15 protein-coding genes are annotated in these 18330 nt (G+C 42.6%); 9 read left to right on the top strand and 6 right to left on the bottom strand.

The annotated features are described in order from the left end of the window. Positions 1-47 precede the first annotated feature (47 nt). Complete coding sequence (locus tag ACFPIB_RS06450; protein ID WP_378016613.1) at positions 48-1445, bottom strand: T9SS type A sorting domain-containing protein; 1398 nt, start codon at positions 1443-1445, stop codon at positions 48-50. 543 nt (positions 1446-1988) lie between these two features. Between ACFPIB_RS06450 and ACFPIB_RS06445 the strand changes: the two genes are divergently transcribed. Further along, on the top strand, positions 1989-3374 hold the full coding sequence (locus ACFPIB_RS06445) for an FAD-binding oxidoreductase (protein ID WP_378016612.1): 1386 nt from the start codon (positions 1989-1991) through the stop codon (positions 3372-3374). Between the two features lie 61 nt (positions 3375-3435). Here the strand turns inward: ACFPIB_RS06445 and ACFPIB_RS06440 are convergent, their stop codons facing one another. Both ACFPIB_RS06440 and ACFPIB_RS06435 read right to left on the bottom strand, forming a co-directional pair. Next, positions 3436-4152: a spheroidene monooxygenase gene (locus ACFPIB_RS06440; protein WP_378016611.1), complete on the bottom strand. Its 717-nt coding sequence runs from the start codon at positions 4150-4152 to the stop codon at positions 3436-3438. 89 nt (positions 4153-4241) lie between these two features. After that, positions 4242-4748, bottom strand: coding sequence for a pyridoxamine 5'-phosphate oxidase family protein (locus ACFPIB_RS06435; RefSeq protein WP_378016610.1), 507 nt, complete (start codon positions 4746-4748; stop codon positions 4242-4244). Between the two features lie 171 nt (positions 4749-4919). On the opposite strand from ACFPIB_RS06435, the gene ACFPIB_RS06430 reads away from it, so the two are divergent. Together ACFPIB_RS06430 and prpE are read left to right on the top strand one after the other, a co-directional pair. Further along, positions 4920-5525, top strand: coding sequence for an acyl carrier protein phosphodiesterase (locus tag ACFPIB_RS06430; RefSeq protein WP_378016609.1), 606 nt, complete (start codon positions 4920-4922; stop codon positions 5523-5525). Between the two features lie 39 nt (positions 5526-5564). Next, entirely contained in the window at positions 5565-6311 is a 747-nt protein-coding gene (gene prpE, locus ACFPIB_RS06425) for a bis(5'-nucleosyl)-tetraphosphatase PrpE (RefSeq protein WP_378016608.1), read from the top strand. 71 nt (positions 6312-6382) lie between these two features. Here prpE and ACFPIB_RS06420 read toward each other — a convergent pair whose 3' ends face one another. Further along, positions 6383-6649, bottom strand: coding sequence for a hypothetical protein (locus tag ACFPIB_RS06420; protein WP_378016607.1), 267 nt, complete (start codon positions 6647-6649; stop codon positions 6383-6385). A 173-nt stretch (positions 6650-6822) separates the two neighbouring features. Here ACFPIB_RS06420 and ACFPIB_RS06415 point away from each other — a divergent pair, with 173 nt between their 5' ends. The 5 genes from ACFPIB_RS06415 to ACFPIB_RS06395 all read left to right on the top strand — a co-directional run bounded on the left by ACFPIB_RS06415 (position 6823) and on the right by ACFPIB_RS06395 (position 12716). Next, positions 6823-7830 carry an SRPBCC family protein gene (locus ACFPIB_RS06415; RefSeq protein WP_378016606.1) on the top strand — a complete coding sequence of 336 codons (1008 nt, stop codon included), beginning with the start codon at positions 6823-6825 and terminating at the stop codon, positions 7828-7830. A gap of 153 nt (positions 7831-7983) precedes the next feature. Beyond that, positions 7984-8661, top strand: a complete 678-nt coding sequence (gene msrA, locus ACFPIB_RS06410) for a peptide-methionine (S)-S-oxide reductase MsrA (RefSeq protein ID WP_378016605.1) — start codon at positions 7984-7986, stop codon at positions 8659-8661. A 69-nt stretch (positions 8662-8730) separates the two neighbouring features. Further along, complete coding sequence (locus ACFPIB_RS06405) at positions 8731-9105, top strand: phage holin family protein (RefSeq protein WP_378016604.1); 375 nt, start codon at positions 8731-8733, stop codon at positions 9103-9105. Between the two features lie 456 nt (positions 9106-9561). After that, complete coding sequence (locus tag ACFPIB_RS06400) at positions 9562-11907, top strand: TonB-dependent receptor (RefSeq protein WP_378016603.1); 2346 nt, start codon at positions 9562-9564, stop codon at positions 11905-11907. Beyond that, positions 11907-12716 carry a DUF4249 domain-containing protein gene (locus ACFPIB_RS06395; RefSeq protein WP_378016602.1) on the top strand — a complete coding sequence of 270 codons (810 nt, stop codon included), beginning with the start codon at positions 11907-11909 and terminating at the stop codon, positions 12714-12716. Before ACFPIB_RS06400 ends, ACFPIB_RS06395 begins: the two co-directional genes overlap by 1 nt. 70 nt (positions 12717-12786) lie before the next feature. Here the strand turns inward: ACFPIB_RS06395 and ACFPIB_RS06390 are convergent, their stop codons facing one another. Both ACFPIB_RS06390 and ACFPIB_RS06385 read right to left on the bottom strand, forming a co-directional pair. After that, positions 12787-13212, bottom strand: a complete 426-nt coding sequence (locus ACFPIB_RS06390; RefSeq protein WP_378016601.1) for a hypothetical protein — start codon at positions 13210-13212, stop codon at positions 12787-12789. 196 nt (positions 13213-13408) lie between these two features. After that, positions 13409-15925, bottom strand: coding sequence for a PAS domain-containing protein (locus tag ACFPIB_RS06385; RefSeq protein WP_378016600.1), 2517 nt, complete (start codon positions 15923-15925; stop codon positions 13409-13411). A gap of 514 nt (positions 15926-16439) precedes the next feature. Here ACFPIB_RS06385 and ACFPIB_RS06380 point away from each other — a divergent pair. Further along, a complete protein-coding gene (locus tag ACFPIB_RS06380; RefSeq protein WP_378016599.1) occupies positions 16440-18140 on the top strand; it encodes a chloride channel protein in 1701 nt (566 codons plus the stop codon). Positions 18141-18330: the final 190 nt, after the last annotated feature.

Genomic DNA, 18330 nt, shown 5'->3' with positions numbered 1-18330 from the left:
ACTGATCAAATTGTTAATCTGAAATTTTTAATCATTAAAGGAATCGTTCAATTTCGCATAATTTTCAGGCTCTTACTACTTTTATCTGTTTGCAGCCTGAGAACATAAATTCCTAAAGGAATTTGGGTGGCTTCTATATTTATGGAATGTTTTTCTTCGGTAATGGCATAACCTTTCAGTATTCGTATCAGTTTTCCGGCCATATTTTGCAAGGTTATGGAATATTCGCTGTTAGCCGGAACCGTAAAGCTTATCGTAGAATAACCTGAATGAAGCGGGTTGGGAACTGCTTCGAGTTCCGGTAAACCACTCAGATCATCTGCAACGTGCACCCCAACGGCTCTTAATGGTTCTGATGCTAAAATTACAGCTTCTAAGTTGTTGTTGTTTTTAATGCTGGTACTGCTATTGTATTTCCCTGGAATCAGCGTGAAAGTCGGCCCGAAATTAATGCGTGAAATAACCGATTCTTTATACAAAATATCACCGCCGTTCTCAGACGCAGAAAAAACCACCCTTACTTTGCCAATGCTTTCAGATAGTAAAACAATAGGCCGGGTCCCAATATCGGAAATCTCATAGAGATTGTCCCAGACACCGTTCGGCCGTCGAATTAAAAGTCCAAGCCTGGGATATCCGCTCTTGTCGTAACTGGTTTTTACGGCGCAATACAACGTGCCATCCCTGCCCAACGTCATGTTCATATGATCATCGGCCATACCTGCACCAATATTAAGCGCCGATTTTCCAGCCGGAACTTCATCTGTTGACCATCGCTCGGGCGGAGCACCATCCGGATGTAATTTAAAGCCAAAACGTTTGGTGCGTTGATTCGACCAGAAAATCCCGATCTTATTGAACATAGGGAACGCAGTAACGGCACCTATATCGTCTGGAAGTACATTAGAAGCTATTACAATGGGCTTGCTCCAGTTGCTATAAGGCGGATCGCTCCACATGGCTATAATGGTGGTGTCAATATCGGAGGCCAGCCACATTCTACCTGCAGTGTCAATATCTATGGTAGCGGTTTCGGCGGTAGTATCTATTAATACCGGAACCCGAAAAGGCCTGAGAGACCAAGGTTTATAAGTTTTTATTTCCGGCACATACTCAATAGAAACTAAATATGAAGTCGATTTGCGGTAAAGGAAAACATGAACCAGATCGCCTGCAACTTTACAATCGGCCCGTCCATTTTCAGAAGATGATATAGTAAGTACATTGGTCCAGGTGGTGCCATCCAGCCGCCACACGTGTGTTCCTGCTATATTTGGCAATACCATCCAGTATTTGCCGTCGTGCATCCATACTTTAGACTGAGGTTTTTCTTTGGTATCGGTATTGATTATTACCGATTCTAAATCCGTTACAGAAGAAAACTGTGCCCATGCTTTTTGGCAAAAGAAAATAGTCAGGGCATATATAAATATAAGTTTTCTCATGTAAAGAAGATTTTAAATCATATTTACTATTTGGTCTGTTTATTAATTCGTGTTTTTGTATGTTATGAGGAAACAATTTAGTTATTTGAAAGAAAAAATAGATCTTAGGCTTTATGGCTTAATAATTCAGTTTCATGTTTATAAAGCTTCGCAATAAATTATATAATGCTAAAAAGAATAAAAGGTTGCATTTTTTTTATTTATATTGATAATAATTTAATAATGCATTAACAAGAAGCTATTTACAATGTTTTATTTTTCCAAGAATTTACATAAGGTAATCTAAAAAAACGCTGGCTAAAAATTTTTAAATGGGAAAAACGAATTTTTACTTCAAAAAGTAACCGGTTTATTCTAGTGTTGAGAGCATATTCAAACGGATTATTCCCACTTAGAGCTAATCCAGATCAGTTCGTAAGTTTTATTTTTTGCCGGTAGCCATTCATTGCTGGTGAAAGCAGGATAGGTGGTTGTGAATTTCTAAACAAATACTTGGTGAAATTGCTTTTAAAGGGAAGTAATACTTTTTAATGTGATAGACTTATGCAGGATGAACCAGTAATTACAGCGCTGAAATCCCGGTTACGGGGTGAACTGATTCAGAAAAGCGATGCCGGCTATGACGATGCCCGCAAAGTTTATAATGGTATGATTGATAAGCGGCCCCTGTATATTGCAAGGTGCGCCAACGTAGCAGACGTTATTTATTGTGTGAATTTCGCCCGGGAACAAAAACTTTTACTGGCCATAAGAGGTGGCGGTCATAACGGCCCCGGACTGGGAACCTGCGACGATGGTTTGGTGATTGATCTATCGCACATGAAAGGAATCCGTATCGATCCGGAAGAAAAAACTGCCTGGGTGGAGGGTGGTTGCACTTTCGGCGATTTCGATCATGCGGCACATGCTTTTGGTTTGGCAACGCCCGGTGGTATAATTTCTACTACAGGGGTTGGCGGACTTACCCTTGGCGGTGGTATCGGGCATTTAACGCGTAAATATGGTCTTACGATCGATAATTTAATTGGTGCAGATATCGTGCTGGCCGACGGCAGTTTTGTACACGCCAATAAAAATTCCCATGAAGATCTGTTCTGGGCTATCCGGGGGGGTGGCGGAAATTTCGGAGTGGTTACCGCTTTTCATTTTAAGCTGCACCCGGTAGATACCACATACAGCGGGCCTATGCTTTGGGAACTCGATCAGGCTAAAGAAATAATGCAATGGTACCGTGATTTTATAAAAGATGCTCCCGAGGATCTGAACGGATTTTTCGCCTTTCTGAAAGTTCCCCCCGTAGAGCCTTTTCCGCAGGAATATCATACGAAAACAATGTGCGGCATTGTATGGTGCTATACCGGCGATCTGGCTGAGGCCGAAAAAATATTCAAGCCTATCAGGGATTTTAAAACGCCGGCTATCGATTTTGTGGGCCCAATTCCGCACCCGGCGCTCCAGACCATGTTCGATGCACTTTACCCGCCTGGCTACCAATGGTATTGGAAAGCCGATTTCGTGAATGAATTACCGGATGAAGCAATTGACCGGCATTTAGAATTTGCGAATAAATTTCCGTCTTTGTTCTCTACCATGCACCTTTACCCGATAAACGGCGCAGCGCACAAACCTGCAAAAACCGATATGGCCTGGAATTTCCGTGATGCTATCTGGGCGCAGGTAATTGTTGGCGTAGATCCCGAACCGGCAAATAAAGAAAAAGTTGTTTCCTGGGCCAGGGATTATTACAATGCTCTCCATCCATACGGCGCCGGCGGTGCCTATATTAACTTTATGATGGAAGAAGGTGAAGACCGCATCAGGGCTACTTACGGGGGAAACTACGCGCGTTTAGAGCGGATCAAAACCAAATACGATCCTGGAAATTTATTTCAGGTTAACCAGAATATTAAACCACTGGTTGACGATTGAGAAATCTCAGACTCTTAAAAACTTTATAGGCTTACAGGAATGTAAAAAATTTCCTTGATCACTACAGTGTTACCGGATTCCGGCCATGCCACAAACCTTCTGATTTTACCGGAACAAACCGCGCAAACAATTCTTCCTTATACCAGTTTTCTTCGCGCGTGCGTTTGATCACTTCTTTATGCAGCGCATTTTTGTAAGCGTATTGCTTCAGCGCTTCGGCACTTTCCCAAACGCTGAACGTTGCCTGCCGGATAAACGGTAATTCACCTAAACCAACGGAGCATAATAAACCTGCTGCTTCCTTTAAGGCATGGCTGGTTTGCGGAACGTTTTTCCAGAAGGAGGGAAGTGCTTGCAAGCGAATAGTCGCGCGGGTTAAAGCTGCAATTGGGCCATCCGTTTTTAACGTTGCATCAGCTTCGGAAAATGGATTTACGCCATCCCAAAGTCCGTGCGCCTGTAAAGGTTTTAGCCAGATGGTCCAGTGCTCGGAAGTATGCTGGAGGTAGTTTAAAAACGCTATGTTTTCAGCGAAAAAACTCGAAGCTGCATCCTCATTTTGCCAGACGCAGAGTAAGCCGTATCGGTTCAGGTTTGGAGTTAAACTGAAGCCCAAACCATTGCCGCTGCCCATCATTTTAAAGAATTTAAGGCCCGGAACATTTTTTAATTTTAAAGGCATTTTGCCCATTTGCGCTAAACCCCAACGCATATTTCCGGGTTTCAGGCCAAAAATGGTAATGGTTGTAAAAGCAGCCGGCAAGGAATTCGGATCCAATTTATGAGCAGTTTTCGGAAGCAAAAAGGTAGCGTTTTTTAATAAAAAAGGGAGCTTTAAACTCCCTTTACTTATAAGTGATAATGTAATTATGCATTGATCTTCCCATGTTCGCCGGGACCGGGTTTGTAAGGTTCGCCGGTAACCATGGCTTTGGCCATGCCAAAAAGTTGCACCATATTGCTGCTTGGGGAATCCCAGTATTCAGCGCTGTCTATAGATACTTTTAGCAAAGCAATATTGGGGTCAGTTTTGCCTTCCGGAAACCAGGCTTTCAGTATTTCGCTCCAGAGTTCGTCGATCTTGGCTTGGTCGGTAACCAAAGAAGCGCGGCCACAAACGGCTACATACGTATTGCTGCCCGGATCTGCATAGCCTAAACTCACGTGCGAATCGTTTTTAATTTCTGCTATTTTCTCGGAATTTTTGCCTGTAAAAAACCACAGTATTCTGTCGTCTTTCATTTCCTGCGTTTGCATAGGGCGCGTATGCAGCGAACCATCCGCATTAACGGAAGTCAGCATGGCCACTTTTATATCTTTTATTTTTTCTTTCAGCATTTTCAGCCCTTCGGCTTTGTTTTGCGTGTTTTCCATAGTAGTGAATTTATTAAATAGATTTGTGCATACGGTCGATAAAAGTTTGTAGTTTTAATAAAGAAGCACTTTTCGTGAAAAACTGTATGCAGCCTGAAAAGTTTGCAGTAATAAGATCTGGAAACAGCTCGTATTGGAAGAAATTAATGGACTTAAAAACGAATAATTACCTTGAACTACCTCGCGCATATTTTTCTTTCCGGCCCCGATACCGAATTAATGATCGGGAATTTTATTGCCGATGCGGTGCGCGGAAAACAGATCTTACAATTTTCGGAAGGTATTCAACGTGGCATTGTGCTGCACCGCGAAATTGATGCTTATACTGATATGAATAATGTAGTGGCCGAAACCAAAAACCGTTTGCGCCCGGAGTTCGGAAAATACGCGCCGGTAATTGCCGATATTTATTACGATCATTTTTTAGCCGCCAATTTTAAAGCTTTTTCTAAACAGCCGCTCCGCACTTTTACCGAAGAAAAGTATAGCGTTTTGCAGCAAAACTGGCAAATTTTACCGGAGCGCGTAAAACAGTTTTTACCCCACATGATGCAACACAACTGGCTTTTAAGTTACGCGGAATTGCACGGCATAAACCAGGCGCTTACTGGCTTAAGCAGGCGCACCACTTTTGTTTCCGGCATGGAAAACGCCGCGCAGGAACTGAAAAAGCATTATGAACTTTACGACCAGGAATTCAGACTTTTTTTTCCGGAATTGATAGCGTTTTCGCAAAGCAGAATTTCAGATATCGGTAACCCAAAACCTTTACAGTAAGTTTAAGAACACATTCAATTTTAAACCTTAATTTCCAGCATGCCACAAAGCAAATTTTTAGATATTATCGGCGATGTGCACGGCTGTTACCCGGAATTGCTGGCGCTGCTGGCAAAACTTGGTTACGAAGTTCAACACCCGCACGGCAATACTCCCGAAATTACTCACCCGGAAGACCGGAAACTGGCTTTTGTAGGCGATTTTGTGGACCGCGGGCCCGATTCGCCGGGCGTTCTGAAACTGGTTATGCACTCAGTGGGGCAGCACAAAGCTTTTGCTGTAATTGGCAACCACGACGATAAATTGATGCGCAAACTCATGGGCCGGAATGTGCAGATAAACCACGGGCTCGATACCACGCTGGCGCAACTCGAGCATGAACCGCCGCAGTTTTCCATTCGCGTACGTCGTTTCCTGGAAATGTTGCCGCATTTGCTTTGGTTCGACGATAATAAACTCCTGATTGCGCACGCAGGCTTACCTGAAAAATTCCACGACCCAAACAGCAAGCGCGCCCGGGAAATGGCTTTGTTCGGCCCCACTACCGGAAAATTGGATGAATACGGCTTGCCGCAGCGCTTAAACTGGGCAAAAGATTATGCCGGCAAACCGTTTATTGTTTTCGGGCATACACCGGTGCGCGAACCACTGTTGGTAAACAACACCATGAATATTGATACCGGCTGCGTTTTTGGGGGCAAATTAACGGCCTTGCGATATCCGGAAATGGAAACGGTAGGGGTAAAGCCCGAAAAACTCTATGCCGAACCAAGAAGACCTTTTTAAGTTAAATGATAATATTTTAAAAAGTGGCTGTTTGCTGTTTCGGAAAAATTATAAATAAACCGCTTACCTGATTAAGGCAATGGCCGAACCGGTTCCGGCAGTACATTGGTAAGCCGGAGAATGAGCAAGATTATACCTGCCAATCCGAAAAAATAAGCTAGCAGCCGGGTATTTTTTGATATTGGTTTATTAGCAGATCCGAAGGCAAAAATAAGCACCGTTACCGCAAAGCAAAACCAACTGGCAGCTTCCCAGTAATCCCGTTCCTGCACAATTGCCATGATCCCGGTTGCTACAAATAAAAGCGGAACAATAAATCGGGTCAGGATATTTTTCATGGCTTCATTTAGTTTTGAGTTCTAAAACAGTACCGTTTTTCGGAAAAAAAAGTTAGTACATTTTCCAATTCGCGGAAAGAAAATTCCATTGGCGGAAAATTGTTTGCACCGTTTCCGGAATAGTATTAGTTTCGACGTTGCAATATAAACTTCTCTAACCACTAATTCTTTTTATGAAACTTTTGAAAAAACTCGGTTTGGGTTTTCTGGGGCTGATCGCGCTTTTAATCGCGGTTAGTTTCCTGCTGCCAGGCAAAGTACGTGTTGAGCGCTCGCTGATCATGAAAGCCAATGCCGAAACAACTTTCGAACAGGTAAACAACCTGAAAAACTGGGAGAAATGGTCGCCTTGGCACCAGATGGACTCAAACATGCAGCTGACTTACGAAGGTCCGCAGGCAGGGCAGGGCGCCAAATATAGCTGGATCAGTGAAGAGCTTGGTAACGGTTCGCTAACCATTGCCGAAAGTAAATCGAGCCAGAACATTAAAACGGCTATGGATTTTGGCGATATGGGTACTTCATTCGCAGAATATAAATTCGAGCCGGTTTCAGAAGGTACCAAAGTAACCTGGATCATGGATTCTGATTCGAAAGATATGCCGTGGCAATTTTATGTTCCATCTAAATACATGAACCTGTTCATGGACGATATGCTGGGCAAAGATTTCGAAAAAGGTCTGAACAATCTGAAAGAGGTAGTGGAAAAAATGCCAGCTGCGCCTGCGTTTGCGGTAGTAGAAAAAGCGGTTCCAACGGTACAGGTACTTTCAATAAAAACGGTTTGCAGCCAGGAAGAACTTTCTGATAAATTAGGCGAACTGTATGGCAGAATGGTAGCTGAAATGCAGAAAAACAAGCTTGAATTTGCCGGTCATCCATCTGCCATTTACCACAAATACGACCCGAAAGCCATTGAATTTGAAGCGATTATTCCGGTAAATAAAGCTGGAAAAACCAATGGCGAAATTGTGGCCAAAAAAGTAAAAGGCGGCCCGGTTGCTATGATCTCACATTACGGTCCTTACGAAGGTACTTACAACGCACATATGGCCATGGATAAATGGCTGCAGGAAAATAATAAACAAGTAAAAGGTGCGCCGTGGGAAGTTTACGTAACCGACCCGGGCAAAGAAAAAGATCCTGCCAAATGGCTGACGGAAATTTACTATCCGCTTTAATTTTGAAAGATATGATCTTCCAAAGCTTGTTGCAATTGCAGCAGGCTTTTTTTATTTCTTATAGTTCAATTATTATGATAAATATAAATATTAACAGGCTAAACAATTTTCAATGAAAAAGGTTAAATAGTATAGAGAAAAACGCTATGGTTTATGAAGCTAAAACCCGGAATTCTGCTTATACTTTTGCTGGCAATTTTGCTACCGTTTTTCAGTTTTGCGCAGGTTATTCCGCCGCCTGATAAACCAAAAGAGCCTGAAAATCTGGATGCCGACGTAGCCGGTAAAGTTGAAATTGCTACCTTTGCCGGCGGTTGTTTCTGGTGTACAGAAGCTTATTTTGAGCGTTTAAAAGGGGTGCAACGGGTTGTTTCGGGTTATTGTGGTGGCAAAGAAAAGAACCCAAATTACAAAGAGGTAAGTGCCGGCAAAACCAGCCACGCAGAATCGGTGCAGATTACCTTCGATCCGCAACAAATTTCTTACGCAGATCTGCTGAAAGTGCATTTTGCCACCCACGATCCAACTACGCTAAACCGGCAAGGGCCTGACATTGGCAAACAATACCGTTCGGTCATATTTTATCATTCGCCGCAGCAAAAGCAACAAGCCGAAAACTACCTGGCGCAATTAAGCAAGAGCGGGAAATTCAAAAACAAGATCGTAACGCAACTGGTACCCTATACGCAATTCTGGCCCGCCGAAAACTACCACCAGGATTATTACGCCAAAAATCCGAAAGACCCATACGTAGTTTCGGTGGCGAAACCCAAAGTGCAGAAATTTGAGAAAGAGTTTGCCGACTGGTTAAAGAAAACCGGTAAAAAATAAAGCTGATCATTACCCAAAATTTCCGGCTTCCGTATGTTGCACTTTAAACTCAACAAACCTGATAAAACTATGATCGAATTTATTGTAAACCTGCTGGTTAGTGCCGGCGTTTTGGTACTTTTAGCGTACATGATGCCGCAGATCGAGGTAAAAAGCTTCAAAACTGCACTTTGGGTAGCCTTTTTAATAGGTATTTTAAATGCCACCATTGGGCTGCTTATGCGTTTTCCGCTAAACCTGGTTACCTTGTTTTTTCTTGAATTTTTAGTGCGGTTAATTGTAACGGCTATCGTAATTAAGCTTGTAGATAAAATGGTAAGCAATTTCAAAGTGCATGGTTTCTGGCCGGCGCTGGTAATTGCCGTTGCCCTGGCAGCCGCCGGAACATTGGTAGACCGCGCCATGAGCGACGATGAACCGGAAAGGATCGAGCAGGAATATTAATTTTCAAGATGCTGTAATTCAAAATTGTTCATCATAATAAAAACCTGACTGTTAATCGGTTCAGGTTTTTTTTGTGCCATAAGGTAGGGTTTCGGGCCGGAAACTTGTATTAGCAATATAGCTCCGGTAATCTGTTACTAAAGCTGCTTCACTTAATTTAAATGAGATACTATGAATCAGAAATTATATGAAACTTCGTTGAAACGCTGTAAACCAACTCCAAAAGTCAGTTAATATTTTATCCTTCACCTTAATTTTCTAAATATTGCTATTATTTTTGTTGAATAACAATACCATTGTATTAAACAAAATAACAAGTTTTCTGTTAAAGGATATGAAGCCATTCTAGTTACTGTGTTTTCTTCAGGAATTAAAAACGGTATATAAAATTACCTTAAAACTAAAATCTCTTCATTTTAATCGTCAATTTTGCAGGTAAATTCATCAATCAGTTACATGTCTAAAATATTTTATTTTAATACCGGGAAATGGCTTTTCATTCTGTTTTTCCTGGTCAGTTCTTTCCCTTCATTAGCTCAGAATAAATACACAATAAGCGGCTATGTACGCGATTCCCGCACGGGTGAAGAACTGATCGGCGCTTCTGTTGCAGTAAAAGAAATGCCTGCAACAGGTGCCGTTACTAATTCCTACGGTTTTTATTCACTTTCCATTCCCGAAGGTAAATACACACTGGTTGCCCAATACATCGGTTATGAACCAAACCAGAAAACGATTACGCTGAACCAGAATCAGAAGCTAGATTTCGGTATTTTGGCGCAAGAAAGAACCTTGCAGGAAGTAGAAATTACCAGCACGCGCAAAAACGAGAATGTGGTGCAAACCCAGATGGGCGTAGAAAAACTCGATATGCGCGAGATCAATACCATTCCGGTTTTAATGGGAGAACGTGATGTAATAAAAACCTTGCAACTGATACCGGGCATAAAATCGGCAGGAGAGGGCAACGGTGGTTTTTACGTACGCGGCGGTAGCTCCGACCAGAATTTAATTTTGCTGGATGAAGCACCGGTTTATAACGCCTCGCATTTATTAGGCTTTTTCTCAGTTTTCAATTCCGACGCGATCAAGAACGTAACGGTTTACAAAGGCGGCATGCCGGCTGAATACGGCGGACGTTTATCGTCGGTGCTTGACATAAAAATGAACGACGGCAATAATCAGAAATTAGCAGTTAGCGGGGGCATTGGTTTAATTTCTTCGCGGTTAAGCGTGGAAGCCCCGATCGTGAAAGATAAAGGTTCGTTCATGATCTCGGCTCGCCGCTCTTATGCCGATATTTTTCTGAAGCTTTCGCCTGATAGTTCGATCCGCGATTCAAAGCTTTATTTCTACGACATTAACGCCAAAGCCAATTACCGGTTAAACGAAAACAACCGTTTGTATTTCTCGGGTTATTTCGGAAAAGATATGCTCGGTTTCAAAAAGCTGTTTGGCTTCGATTGGGGAAATGCAACCGGTACATTGCGCTGGAACCACTTATTCAGCGAGAAAATGTTTTCGAATACTTCACTTATTTACAGCAATTACTATTACAACGTGAACGTAAATGCCGGGACTTCCAAATTCAACATTATTTCCCGCATAAACGACCTGAACCTGAAACAGGATTTTGAATATTATCCAAATTCTCGCAGCACTGTTAAATTCGGCTTGAATGCCATTCACCACGAAATTGTGCCAGGCGCGATTACAGCCGGTGAATCGAGCAGTATTAACAGCAAGAAATTGCCAAACCGCTATTCCCTGGAAAATGCCGTTTATGCTTCACACGACTATAAATTTACCGAAAACCTGAACCTGGCTTATGGCCTCCGGGTTTCCAGTTTCAGTGTTTTAGGACCGGGAACATTTTACACCAACAATGCCGAAGGCGAACCGGTTGACACAACCGTTCATGGCTCCGGGAAATTTGTAAAAACGTATGTAGTGCCGGAACCGCGCGTGGCGCTTAGTTATATTCTAAGCGAAGTACATTCTATAAAAGCTTCTTACGGCCGCAACGCCCAATACCTGCACTTACTTTCCAACACCACCGCCGGCAGCCCAACCGATCTTTGGCTTCCTTCCGGTACGTTTGTAAAACAGGGCATTGCCGATCAGGTTTCGTTGGGTTATTTCCGGAATTTTAAAGAAAACCATTACGAATTCTCTACCGAAGTTTACTACAAAAGCCTGAAAAATCAGATCGATTACCGCGATGGCGCCCATCTGACTTTCAACGAAAATGTAGAAGCCGAATTGCTGATCGGAGCGGGACGGGCGTACGGCGTAGAGTTTTTCCTGAAGAAGAAATACGGTAAATTTAACGGTTGGGTAGGGTATACCTTATCCCGTTCAGAACGCAAATTCGACGATATCAACAGCGGGAATTATTACCCTGCCAAGCAAGATCGTACCCACGATATTTCGGTGGTTGGTATTTATAACCTGAGCGAAAAATGGACTTTATCTTCCACCTTCGTTTATTACACCGGCAATGCCATTACATTCCCGGCCGGAAAATACATGATCAACGGGCGCGTAGAAAATCTCTATACCGAACGTAACGCGTATCGCATGCCGGCTTACCACCGCCTGGATATTGGCGCAACCTGGATCCGGAAGAAAACCGAGAAATTTGAATCGAGCTGGAGCTTCTCCATTTATAACGCTTACGCCCGCGAAAATGCCTACGTAATTCAGTTCGAACCTTCAGAAACCGACCCGAGCCGGACCGAAGCTAAACAAGTTGCTTTGTTCAAAATGGTGCCATCTTTCAGCTATAACTTTAAATTCTAATGTTCCCGAATCTGACTTTTTTTAAGCAAAACCATACCGTTTTAAGAGTTTTACTGCCATTTTTCATACCGTTTTTAACGTCCTGCGAAAAGGTACTGGATATTAAATTGAAAGATTCGGAATCGCGCATTGTGATAGAAGGAAACCTTAGCGATCAGCCCGGTCCGTACACCGTAAAACTTTCGCGCAGCGTCGGCTTTAACGATCCGAATGTTTTTCCTGCGATCACTAATGCTACGGTAATTATCAGCGACAATACCGGAAATATTGATACTTTAGCCGAAGCCGAGCCAGGAACTTACCTGACTAAAACGTTACAAGGTGTGCCCGGCCGGAATTATTTTCTACGGGTTATAATCGACAATCAGCAATTTGATGCGGTTTCCGGTATGCCGGCGCCGGTGACCATTCTGGATATCCGAGTAGAGAAATTCCGATTCAACGAAAAGGAAAAAGCGGTGGTCATTAATTTTCAGGATCCTGCAGGCATAAAGAACTATTATCGCGCCTTCTATATTGTGAATGGTAAAGCTTCGGATCAATTACTATACCTGAGCGATGAATTTCAGGATGGCAACTTGCTGGATGGCGATTTTTTTGATAATGACATGTTGCTGAAATCCGGCGATTCCGTTAAAATTGTATTACAAACTATTAATGAACAAATGTTCAACTATATCCGCGAACAGGACCAGTTAGGTAACAGCCAGATCAGTTCACCAGCCAACCCGACAAGCAATATCAGTAACAATGCGCTTGGTTATTTCAGTGCACACGCCGAAACGAGCGCCAGCATTGTAGTGCCGTAAAACGCTATGCTTTTGCAACAAAAAAGTCTGACTATTGCAGTCAGACTTTTTTTATTTATAAGTTTCTCCTTCAGAATTCCCTATCAAATGCATTGTCTGTTTCCATCCACTTTCGGGCTGAATCTACATCCTGAAAAAAGCGCGTTTGATAGTTGTATCGCTGATTCATTTCCAAGGCCATCTGGCGCAACATCATTTCGCGGTTTACATTTTTAGATTCTACGCGGGCCAGCTTTTCGAGACGACTTTTGGCCAACCCATTGGTAAGCAGAAACACTACTTCATTGGCTTCTTCCTGGCTGGCGTGCAGTTCAGCTTTGCTGGCATCTATCAGTAAATTGCGGATGTTATAATTCACCACATTTTCTACCAGAATACTTACAGAATGTAAAATTTCGGGCAAATAGATTGTTTCAATGGTAGGCCAGTTTATGCATACCAGATCGCTTTTAACTTCATAATAGTGTTCGAAATATCGGTCAGCATGCAGTATCATAGGCAGTAATTTCTGGTGCATAAATACTTGAACATAATATGAAGCAAAAAAAGTACCAGTTAGTATCCGATTTATTAAATTTTTCTCGAATTTTAATAGTTATGTATAATTTTACGAACAAAAAGTTAAACCAGCCATTTTTAAATGCTTCCATGTTAAATTTCTGCATGTTTCAGGTTTCAAGACCTAAATTCACCTATCTCATTGGCTTATGCTGATTTAACAACTCATAAAACTGTTCCTGAATTTCTTTCAGGTATTCTTCAAGTTTGCGTTGCTCCGTAATATCTTTCAGATCCAGAATTGCGCCCGTAATCTTACCGCTGTTATCCCGCATGGGTTTACCACTCAGAAAAATATTCCTGCCTTCAGGATATTGTTTATTCCGGATCAGCACTTCAATTCCTTCTTCCGTATGTCCCTGAAGCGCCTTAACTAACGGTAGGTTTTCAGGTCGAAAAAGCGCGGAGCCATTGGCTTCGTGAATGCCATAAAATTCCGGCCACTGGTTAAGCGGCAGATCCCATGGTCCGGTTCCCAAAAGTTCTTCGGCTTTTTTGTTGAACAGCAATATTTGTTCTTCCGCATTCATAATAATTACGCCTTCGCCAATACTGGTCAGGATCAGTTTCAGGCGTTTTTCATTTTCGTTGAAGCGTTTTTCCAGCTTTTTACGCAGCGTAATTTCCCGAAAAACGATCACGCCAGCTATCACATCATTATGAATATCAATTACCGGCCGTCCGGTTACCGCGATCCATTTTCCTTCCTTAAAATAAGAATTCTTCACCAGCATTTCCACGTTGTCGGCGGTTTCACCTTTTAAGGCTTTGAAAAGCGGATTTTCTTCCAGCGAAAAATATGTAAGTCCTTCAGATTTATAGAAACCGTAAGTATGGTGCCATTCTTCCAGCGGTACATTTACGGCGCCGGTTCCCAGAATTTCTTCGGCCCGCCGGTTAAATATTAGCAGGTTGCCGTCTTTATCTACCACAATTACGCCTTCGCCAACGTTTTCTAAAACTGAAAATAACCGCTGATGGCTTTTGCGTAATTCTTCTTCCAGACGTTTCCGTTCCGTGAGGTCGGTTTGATAGCCAACCATGCGATAAGGTTTGCCATCCTTATCCCAGAGTGCCATGCCGCGGTCCAGCATCCAGCGGTAAGACCCATCTTTATGCCGCATCCGGATCTCAACTTCGTAAGTCGGTATCTTTTTGTCAAAATAATTCTGAATAATTCCCATGATTTTTTCGCGTTCGTCAGGGTGAATCTCGTTTTCCCAGGCTTCAATAGTATTGGGAATTTCATCTTCTTCGTAGCCAAGCATGTTTTTCCAGCGGGCAGACAAAAAAAGGTAGTTGTTTTCAATATCCCAGTCCCAAAGCCCGTCGTTGGTTCCTTTAAGGGCTAGTGAATATCGTTCTTCACTTTTCTGGAGTTCTTCTTCCAGTAGTTTGCGTTGGGTAATATCGGTAGAAACCGCACCGAGCGCGTATATTTTACCCTCCTGATTAACCAGCGGAAATTTTACTGTTATGTACGTGTGGATGCCATCTTCCTGGGGATATTTTTCTTCAAAGCTTTTCGGTTTTCCGGTTCTGATGATCTGGTGATCGTAGAGATTCAGTTCGCGGGCAATTTCTTTGGGGAACAGATCGTAATCGGTTTTGCCTAACACATTTCCGGATTCCCTGCCAAAATCTTTTTCAAATTGCTTATTAATGAGCGTGTACTTCCCGAGCAGGGTTTTAAGCGAGATATTGGCGCCCGAATGGTCGAGGATTTCCTGCAGTCTGCGTTCGTTCTCTTTAATTTTATCGATTGCAATTCGTTTCGTTTCCCGGATCTTATGCTGCAAAACCGAACGCCGGGCCAATAAGTACATCGCAAAAACGTAAGCCAATACCGCAAACATGGCTGTTCCGGTTTCCTTTGTGTAATATCCAGCTCTTTCGCCGTGTAATTTCAGCCAGCCAAAAATTAGCGGCAAAACCATAGCCAGAAACCGCATAAAAATGATCTGGCTGGAACTTTCACCGATCACAATGGCCATAGATCCTTTATTGGGATGGGCAAATAAAATACCGGCGCTTAATAGCAGGAAACTGATTGCTAACTGTGGCGCCATGGGCATAAAGGTTGTAACAGTGTACAGGGAAGAAATTTCATACACGTAACCATAAAGTGCAATCAGCGCCAGCGTACTGGAAACAATAGCAAGGTATTGCGAAGGCCGCCTTCCACCAGGAGTTTCGTAATTGATTAAAACCAGGGCCAAACCCAGCAAAGTAAAATTAACAGCGGTATTAGGCGGCATATTGTTGTATAATTTATAGCGTGGTTCCCAGAGTTTATCGCTGAAAAGTAACTGGTCGAAAGGAAAGTTAATATTTATTACCAGTACAATTAATCTCAGCAATCCCAACCCGATCATGAAATAGGCCAGAATATCTGCCTGCTTGTTATAGCGGTTCAAATGCCTTTCCTGCTTCAGATATAAAGCCAGCCCAGCTGCAACTAGCCCCAATGCAGCTACGGGGTTAATAGCAACACTATCAGGCCGTAAACGCTTCAGGAATTCGAGATCGGCAAGCCACCCAATCAATGATAGACAAGCAATTAAAAAAATCAATACACTGAAAAATAAGGAAACTAACCGGAGTCGCCGGTAGGTTTTGGGAGTAGGAGAGGAGTATTCTGTTTGGTCCATAAAAGAAATGCCAGCTTTTGAAGCAAAACGGAATTTCTCTTTAATAGCTATTTTTTAATAAAAGGTTTTTAATTCCGGAATTATTCCTGGAAACAGATAAGGTTTTAAACAAGCCCTACAAAAAAAACTGACAATAATAGCTCACTAGCCTCAAACAATTTGTTACCAGTAAACGATTAAAAACGGTATCATTTAATGACATAAAACTCAAGTACAATTCAATAGTATTTTTCTTGTTCCTGAAATTTGCAGTTTTACAGATCAGGCATTTATCTATAATTAAGAAGAAGTGGTTTTGGGATAAGTGCTAGCCTAATTTATCACTTAATTTAAATTAAACCTTACTAAAAGTTCTTATTCCGTTATATTTTCCGGAAATTTATTTAAACTGCAGGCCTTCACAACCAGGGAAGCTTTTTAAGTATAAACAAGCTGCAGGAATAAGAGCATGGGCTATTACAAAAAATATCAGCGCAAATTTTTGAAATGGCGGAAAAAACAGAGTAATAACCGCATGCTGCCATTTATTCTAAGCGTGGTGGTAGGTTCCATTGTTGGACTGTCGGCTATCCTGATCAAAACCCTTATTTCATACATTGAGCTTTACGTAGTTTATTTTTCACCCAAAGCTTTTTTCTTCCTTTTTCCACTGGTTGGCTTTCTAGTGGTAACTTTTCTGAATCAACACGTTTTTAAAAAGATCTCCAGTTTCCAGGGTACACGTAATGTGGTAGATGCCATCGAGAACAAAGCCTCTATCATTAATTTCCGGCTCATGTACTCCAAATTTGTAACCACCGGGCTTACCATTGGTTTTGGCGGTAGTTCCGGAGTTGAGGCCGCGATTATTACCTCCGGCTCAGCCATTGGTTCTAACGTGGGGCAGCTTTTGGGCTTGGGTTACCGGCTACGCACGTTATTGATCGGGTGCGGCATTGCGGCAGGAATTTCGGCGGTTTATAATGCGCCCATGGGTGGTTTTATTTTTGCCCTCGAAACCGTTTTGCCCGAATTTACGCCTACCTTACTCATTCCATTATTGATTTCGGCGGCTACCGGTAAGATCCTTTTCGAATTTATTATGGGTAATCACCTCCGTTTCGACGCGCCCATTACTGATTTTACCTACGATCAATTGCCGCTGGTTATTATGCTGGGAATTTTAACCATGATCGGCGCCCGCTACCTGGCCAGAACGTATGATGTTTGCCGGCAATTTTTTACCCGGATCAAAAACGTTTATCTGCGGGCCTTGGCAGGAGGGTTGGCACTTGGCTGCGTTATTTTCTTTTTGCCGGCTATGTATGGCGAAGGCTATTCCAGTATAGATGCTCTTTTAGAAGGAAGTGAAAAATCGCTTTTGTTCCGTTCTCCGCTGGCCCAGATCCCGTTCAGCACCTGGTTTAGTTTATTTTTCTTTTTTCTGCTCACGCTGGTAAAACCGCTCAGCACTGGTATTTGCGTAAACTCGGGCGGCGAAGGCGGTTATTTTGCCCCATCCATAATTACCGGCGGTTTTCTGGGGTTTTTATTTTATAAAATAATGAGCCAGCTGGTACCGGGAGCAGATCTGAGCGCCGTAACGTATATTTTCCTGGGTATGGCCGGGATGTTTGCCTGTGTGATGAATGCCCCCGTAACGGCTATATTCCTGATTGCTGAAATTACCCAGAGTTACCAGTTATTTATACCGCTTATGGTGGTTTGCGCGGTTTCTTACTTGCTCAAATACTATTCAGAGAACCTGAGCTTTAAAATTGACCAGGCCAGCGACATGCGTAAATCTTTCCGGATCGACCGGATAATCCTGAACCAGATAAACGTAAAACAGCTCATCGAAAAAGATTTTCCGGTTATTCCGGTAGGGGCGTCGTTCCGCGAATTGCTGGAAGTTTATGGCAATTCTAACCGGAACATGATCCAGGTAATTGGGGAAAATAAACTGCTGGTGGGGCTGATAAATGTAAGTGAGATCCGCAAAATAATGCCGGTAGCGGCAAATTACGATGCTATTCTGGTAAAAGATATTATGGAAGTGCCCCCGGCCAGCGTTCAAACCGATGAGCCACCGGCTCAGATCATGGCGAAATTCGACCAATTGAACGTGCGTTATTTGCCGGTTTTTAAAAAAGGCCGGTTAAAAGGTTTTATTTCCCGCAACCGCATGCTGCTCCAATATCGCGAAGAATTGACCCGGGCAAACCGGTTTATTTAAGCGTTTTTCGTTGAATTAAAAGCTGTGTAAATTACAGATCACCGGACTGTTATTTTCTTTAACGTTGCTTTTCAACCCAGGAAAATTCTGTTAAAAACGCTATGCTTTAGGCTTCTAAAACCCGTAAAATAGGTTTTGTAAGAAAGAGGAGGGTACGAAAGTAATTTCCGAATCGGTTTGAAGCATGAAA

The sequence above is a fragment of the Adhaeribacter terreus genome, from assembly GCF_042657365.1.
In the GTDB taxonomy this organism is placed as follows: Bacteria; Bacteroidota; Bacteroidia; order Cytophagales; family Hymenobacteraceae; genus Adhaeribacter_A; species Adhaeribacter_A terreus.
This window is presented reverse-complemented; position numbering and strand designations above follow the sequence as displayed.

Coding starts and splice junctions, on each gene's coding strand:
- ACFPIB_RS06450 (WP_378016613.1), bottom strand. CDS start 1,445: ATGAGAAAACTTATATTTATATATGCCCTGACTATTTTCTTTTGCCAA.
- ACFPIB_RS06445 (WP_378016612.1), top strand. CDS start 1,989: ATGCAGGATGAACCAGTAATTACAGCGCTGAAATCCCGGTTACGGGGT.
- ACFPIB_RS06435 (WP_378016610.1), bottom strand. CDS start 4,748: ATGGAAAACACGCAAAACAAAGCCGAAGGGCTGAAAATGCTGAAAGAA.
- prpE (WP_378016608.1), top strand. CDS start 5,565: ATGCCACAAAGCAAATTTTTAGATATTATCGGCGATGTGCACGGCTGT.
- ACFPIB_RS06420 (WP_378016607.1), bottom strand. CDS start 6,649: ATGAAAAATATCCTGACCCGATTTATTGTTCCGCTTTTATTTGTAGCA.
- ACFPIB_RS06415 (WP_378016606.1), top strand. CDS start 6,823: ATGAAACTTTTGAAAAAACTCGGTTTGGGTTTTCTGGGGCTGATCGCG.
- msrA (WP_378016605.1), top strand. CDS start 7,984: ATGAAGCTAAAACCCGGAATTCTGCTTATACTTTTGCTGGCAATTTTG.
- ACFPIB_RS06405 (WP_378016604.1), top strand. CDS start 8,731: ATGATCGAATTTATTGTAAACCTGCTGGTTAGTGCCGGCGTTTTGGTA.
- ACFPIB_RS06400 (WP_378016603.1), top strand. CDS start 9,562: ATGTCTAAAATATTTTATTTTAATACCGGGAAATGGCTTTTCATTCTG.
- ACFPIB_RS06395 (WP_378016602.1), top strand. CDS start 11,907: ATGTTCCCGAATCTGACTTTTTTTAAGCAAAACCATACCGTTTTAAGA.
- ACFPIB_RS06390 (WP_378016601.1), bottom strand. CDS start 13,212: ATGATACTGCATGCTGACCGATATTTCGAACACTATTATGAAGTTAAA.
- ACFPIB_RS06385 (WP_378016600.1), bottom strand. CDS start 15,925: ATGGACCAAACAGAATACTCCTCTCCTACTCCCAAAACCTACCGGCGA.
- ACFPIB_RS06380 (WP_378016599.1), top strand. CDS start 16,440: ATGCTGCCATTTATTCTAAGCGTGGTGGTAGGTTCCATTGTTGGACTG.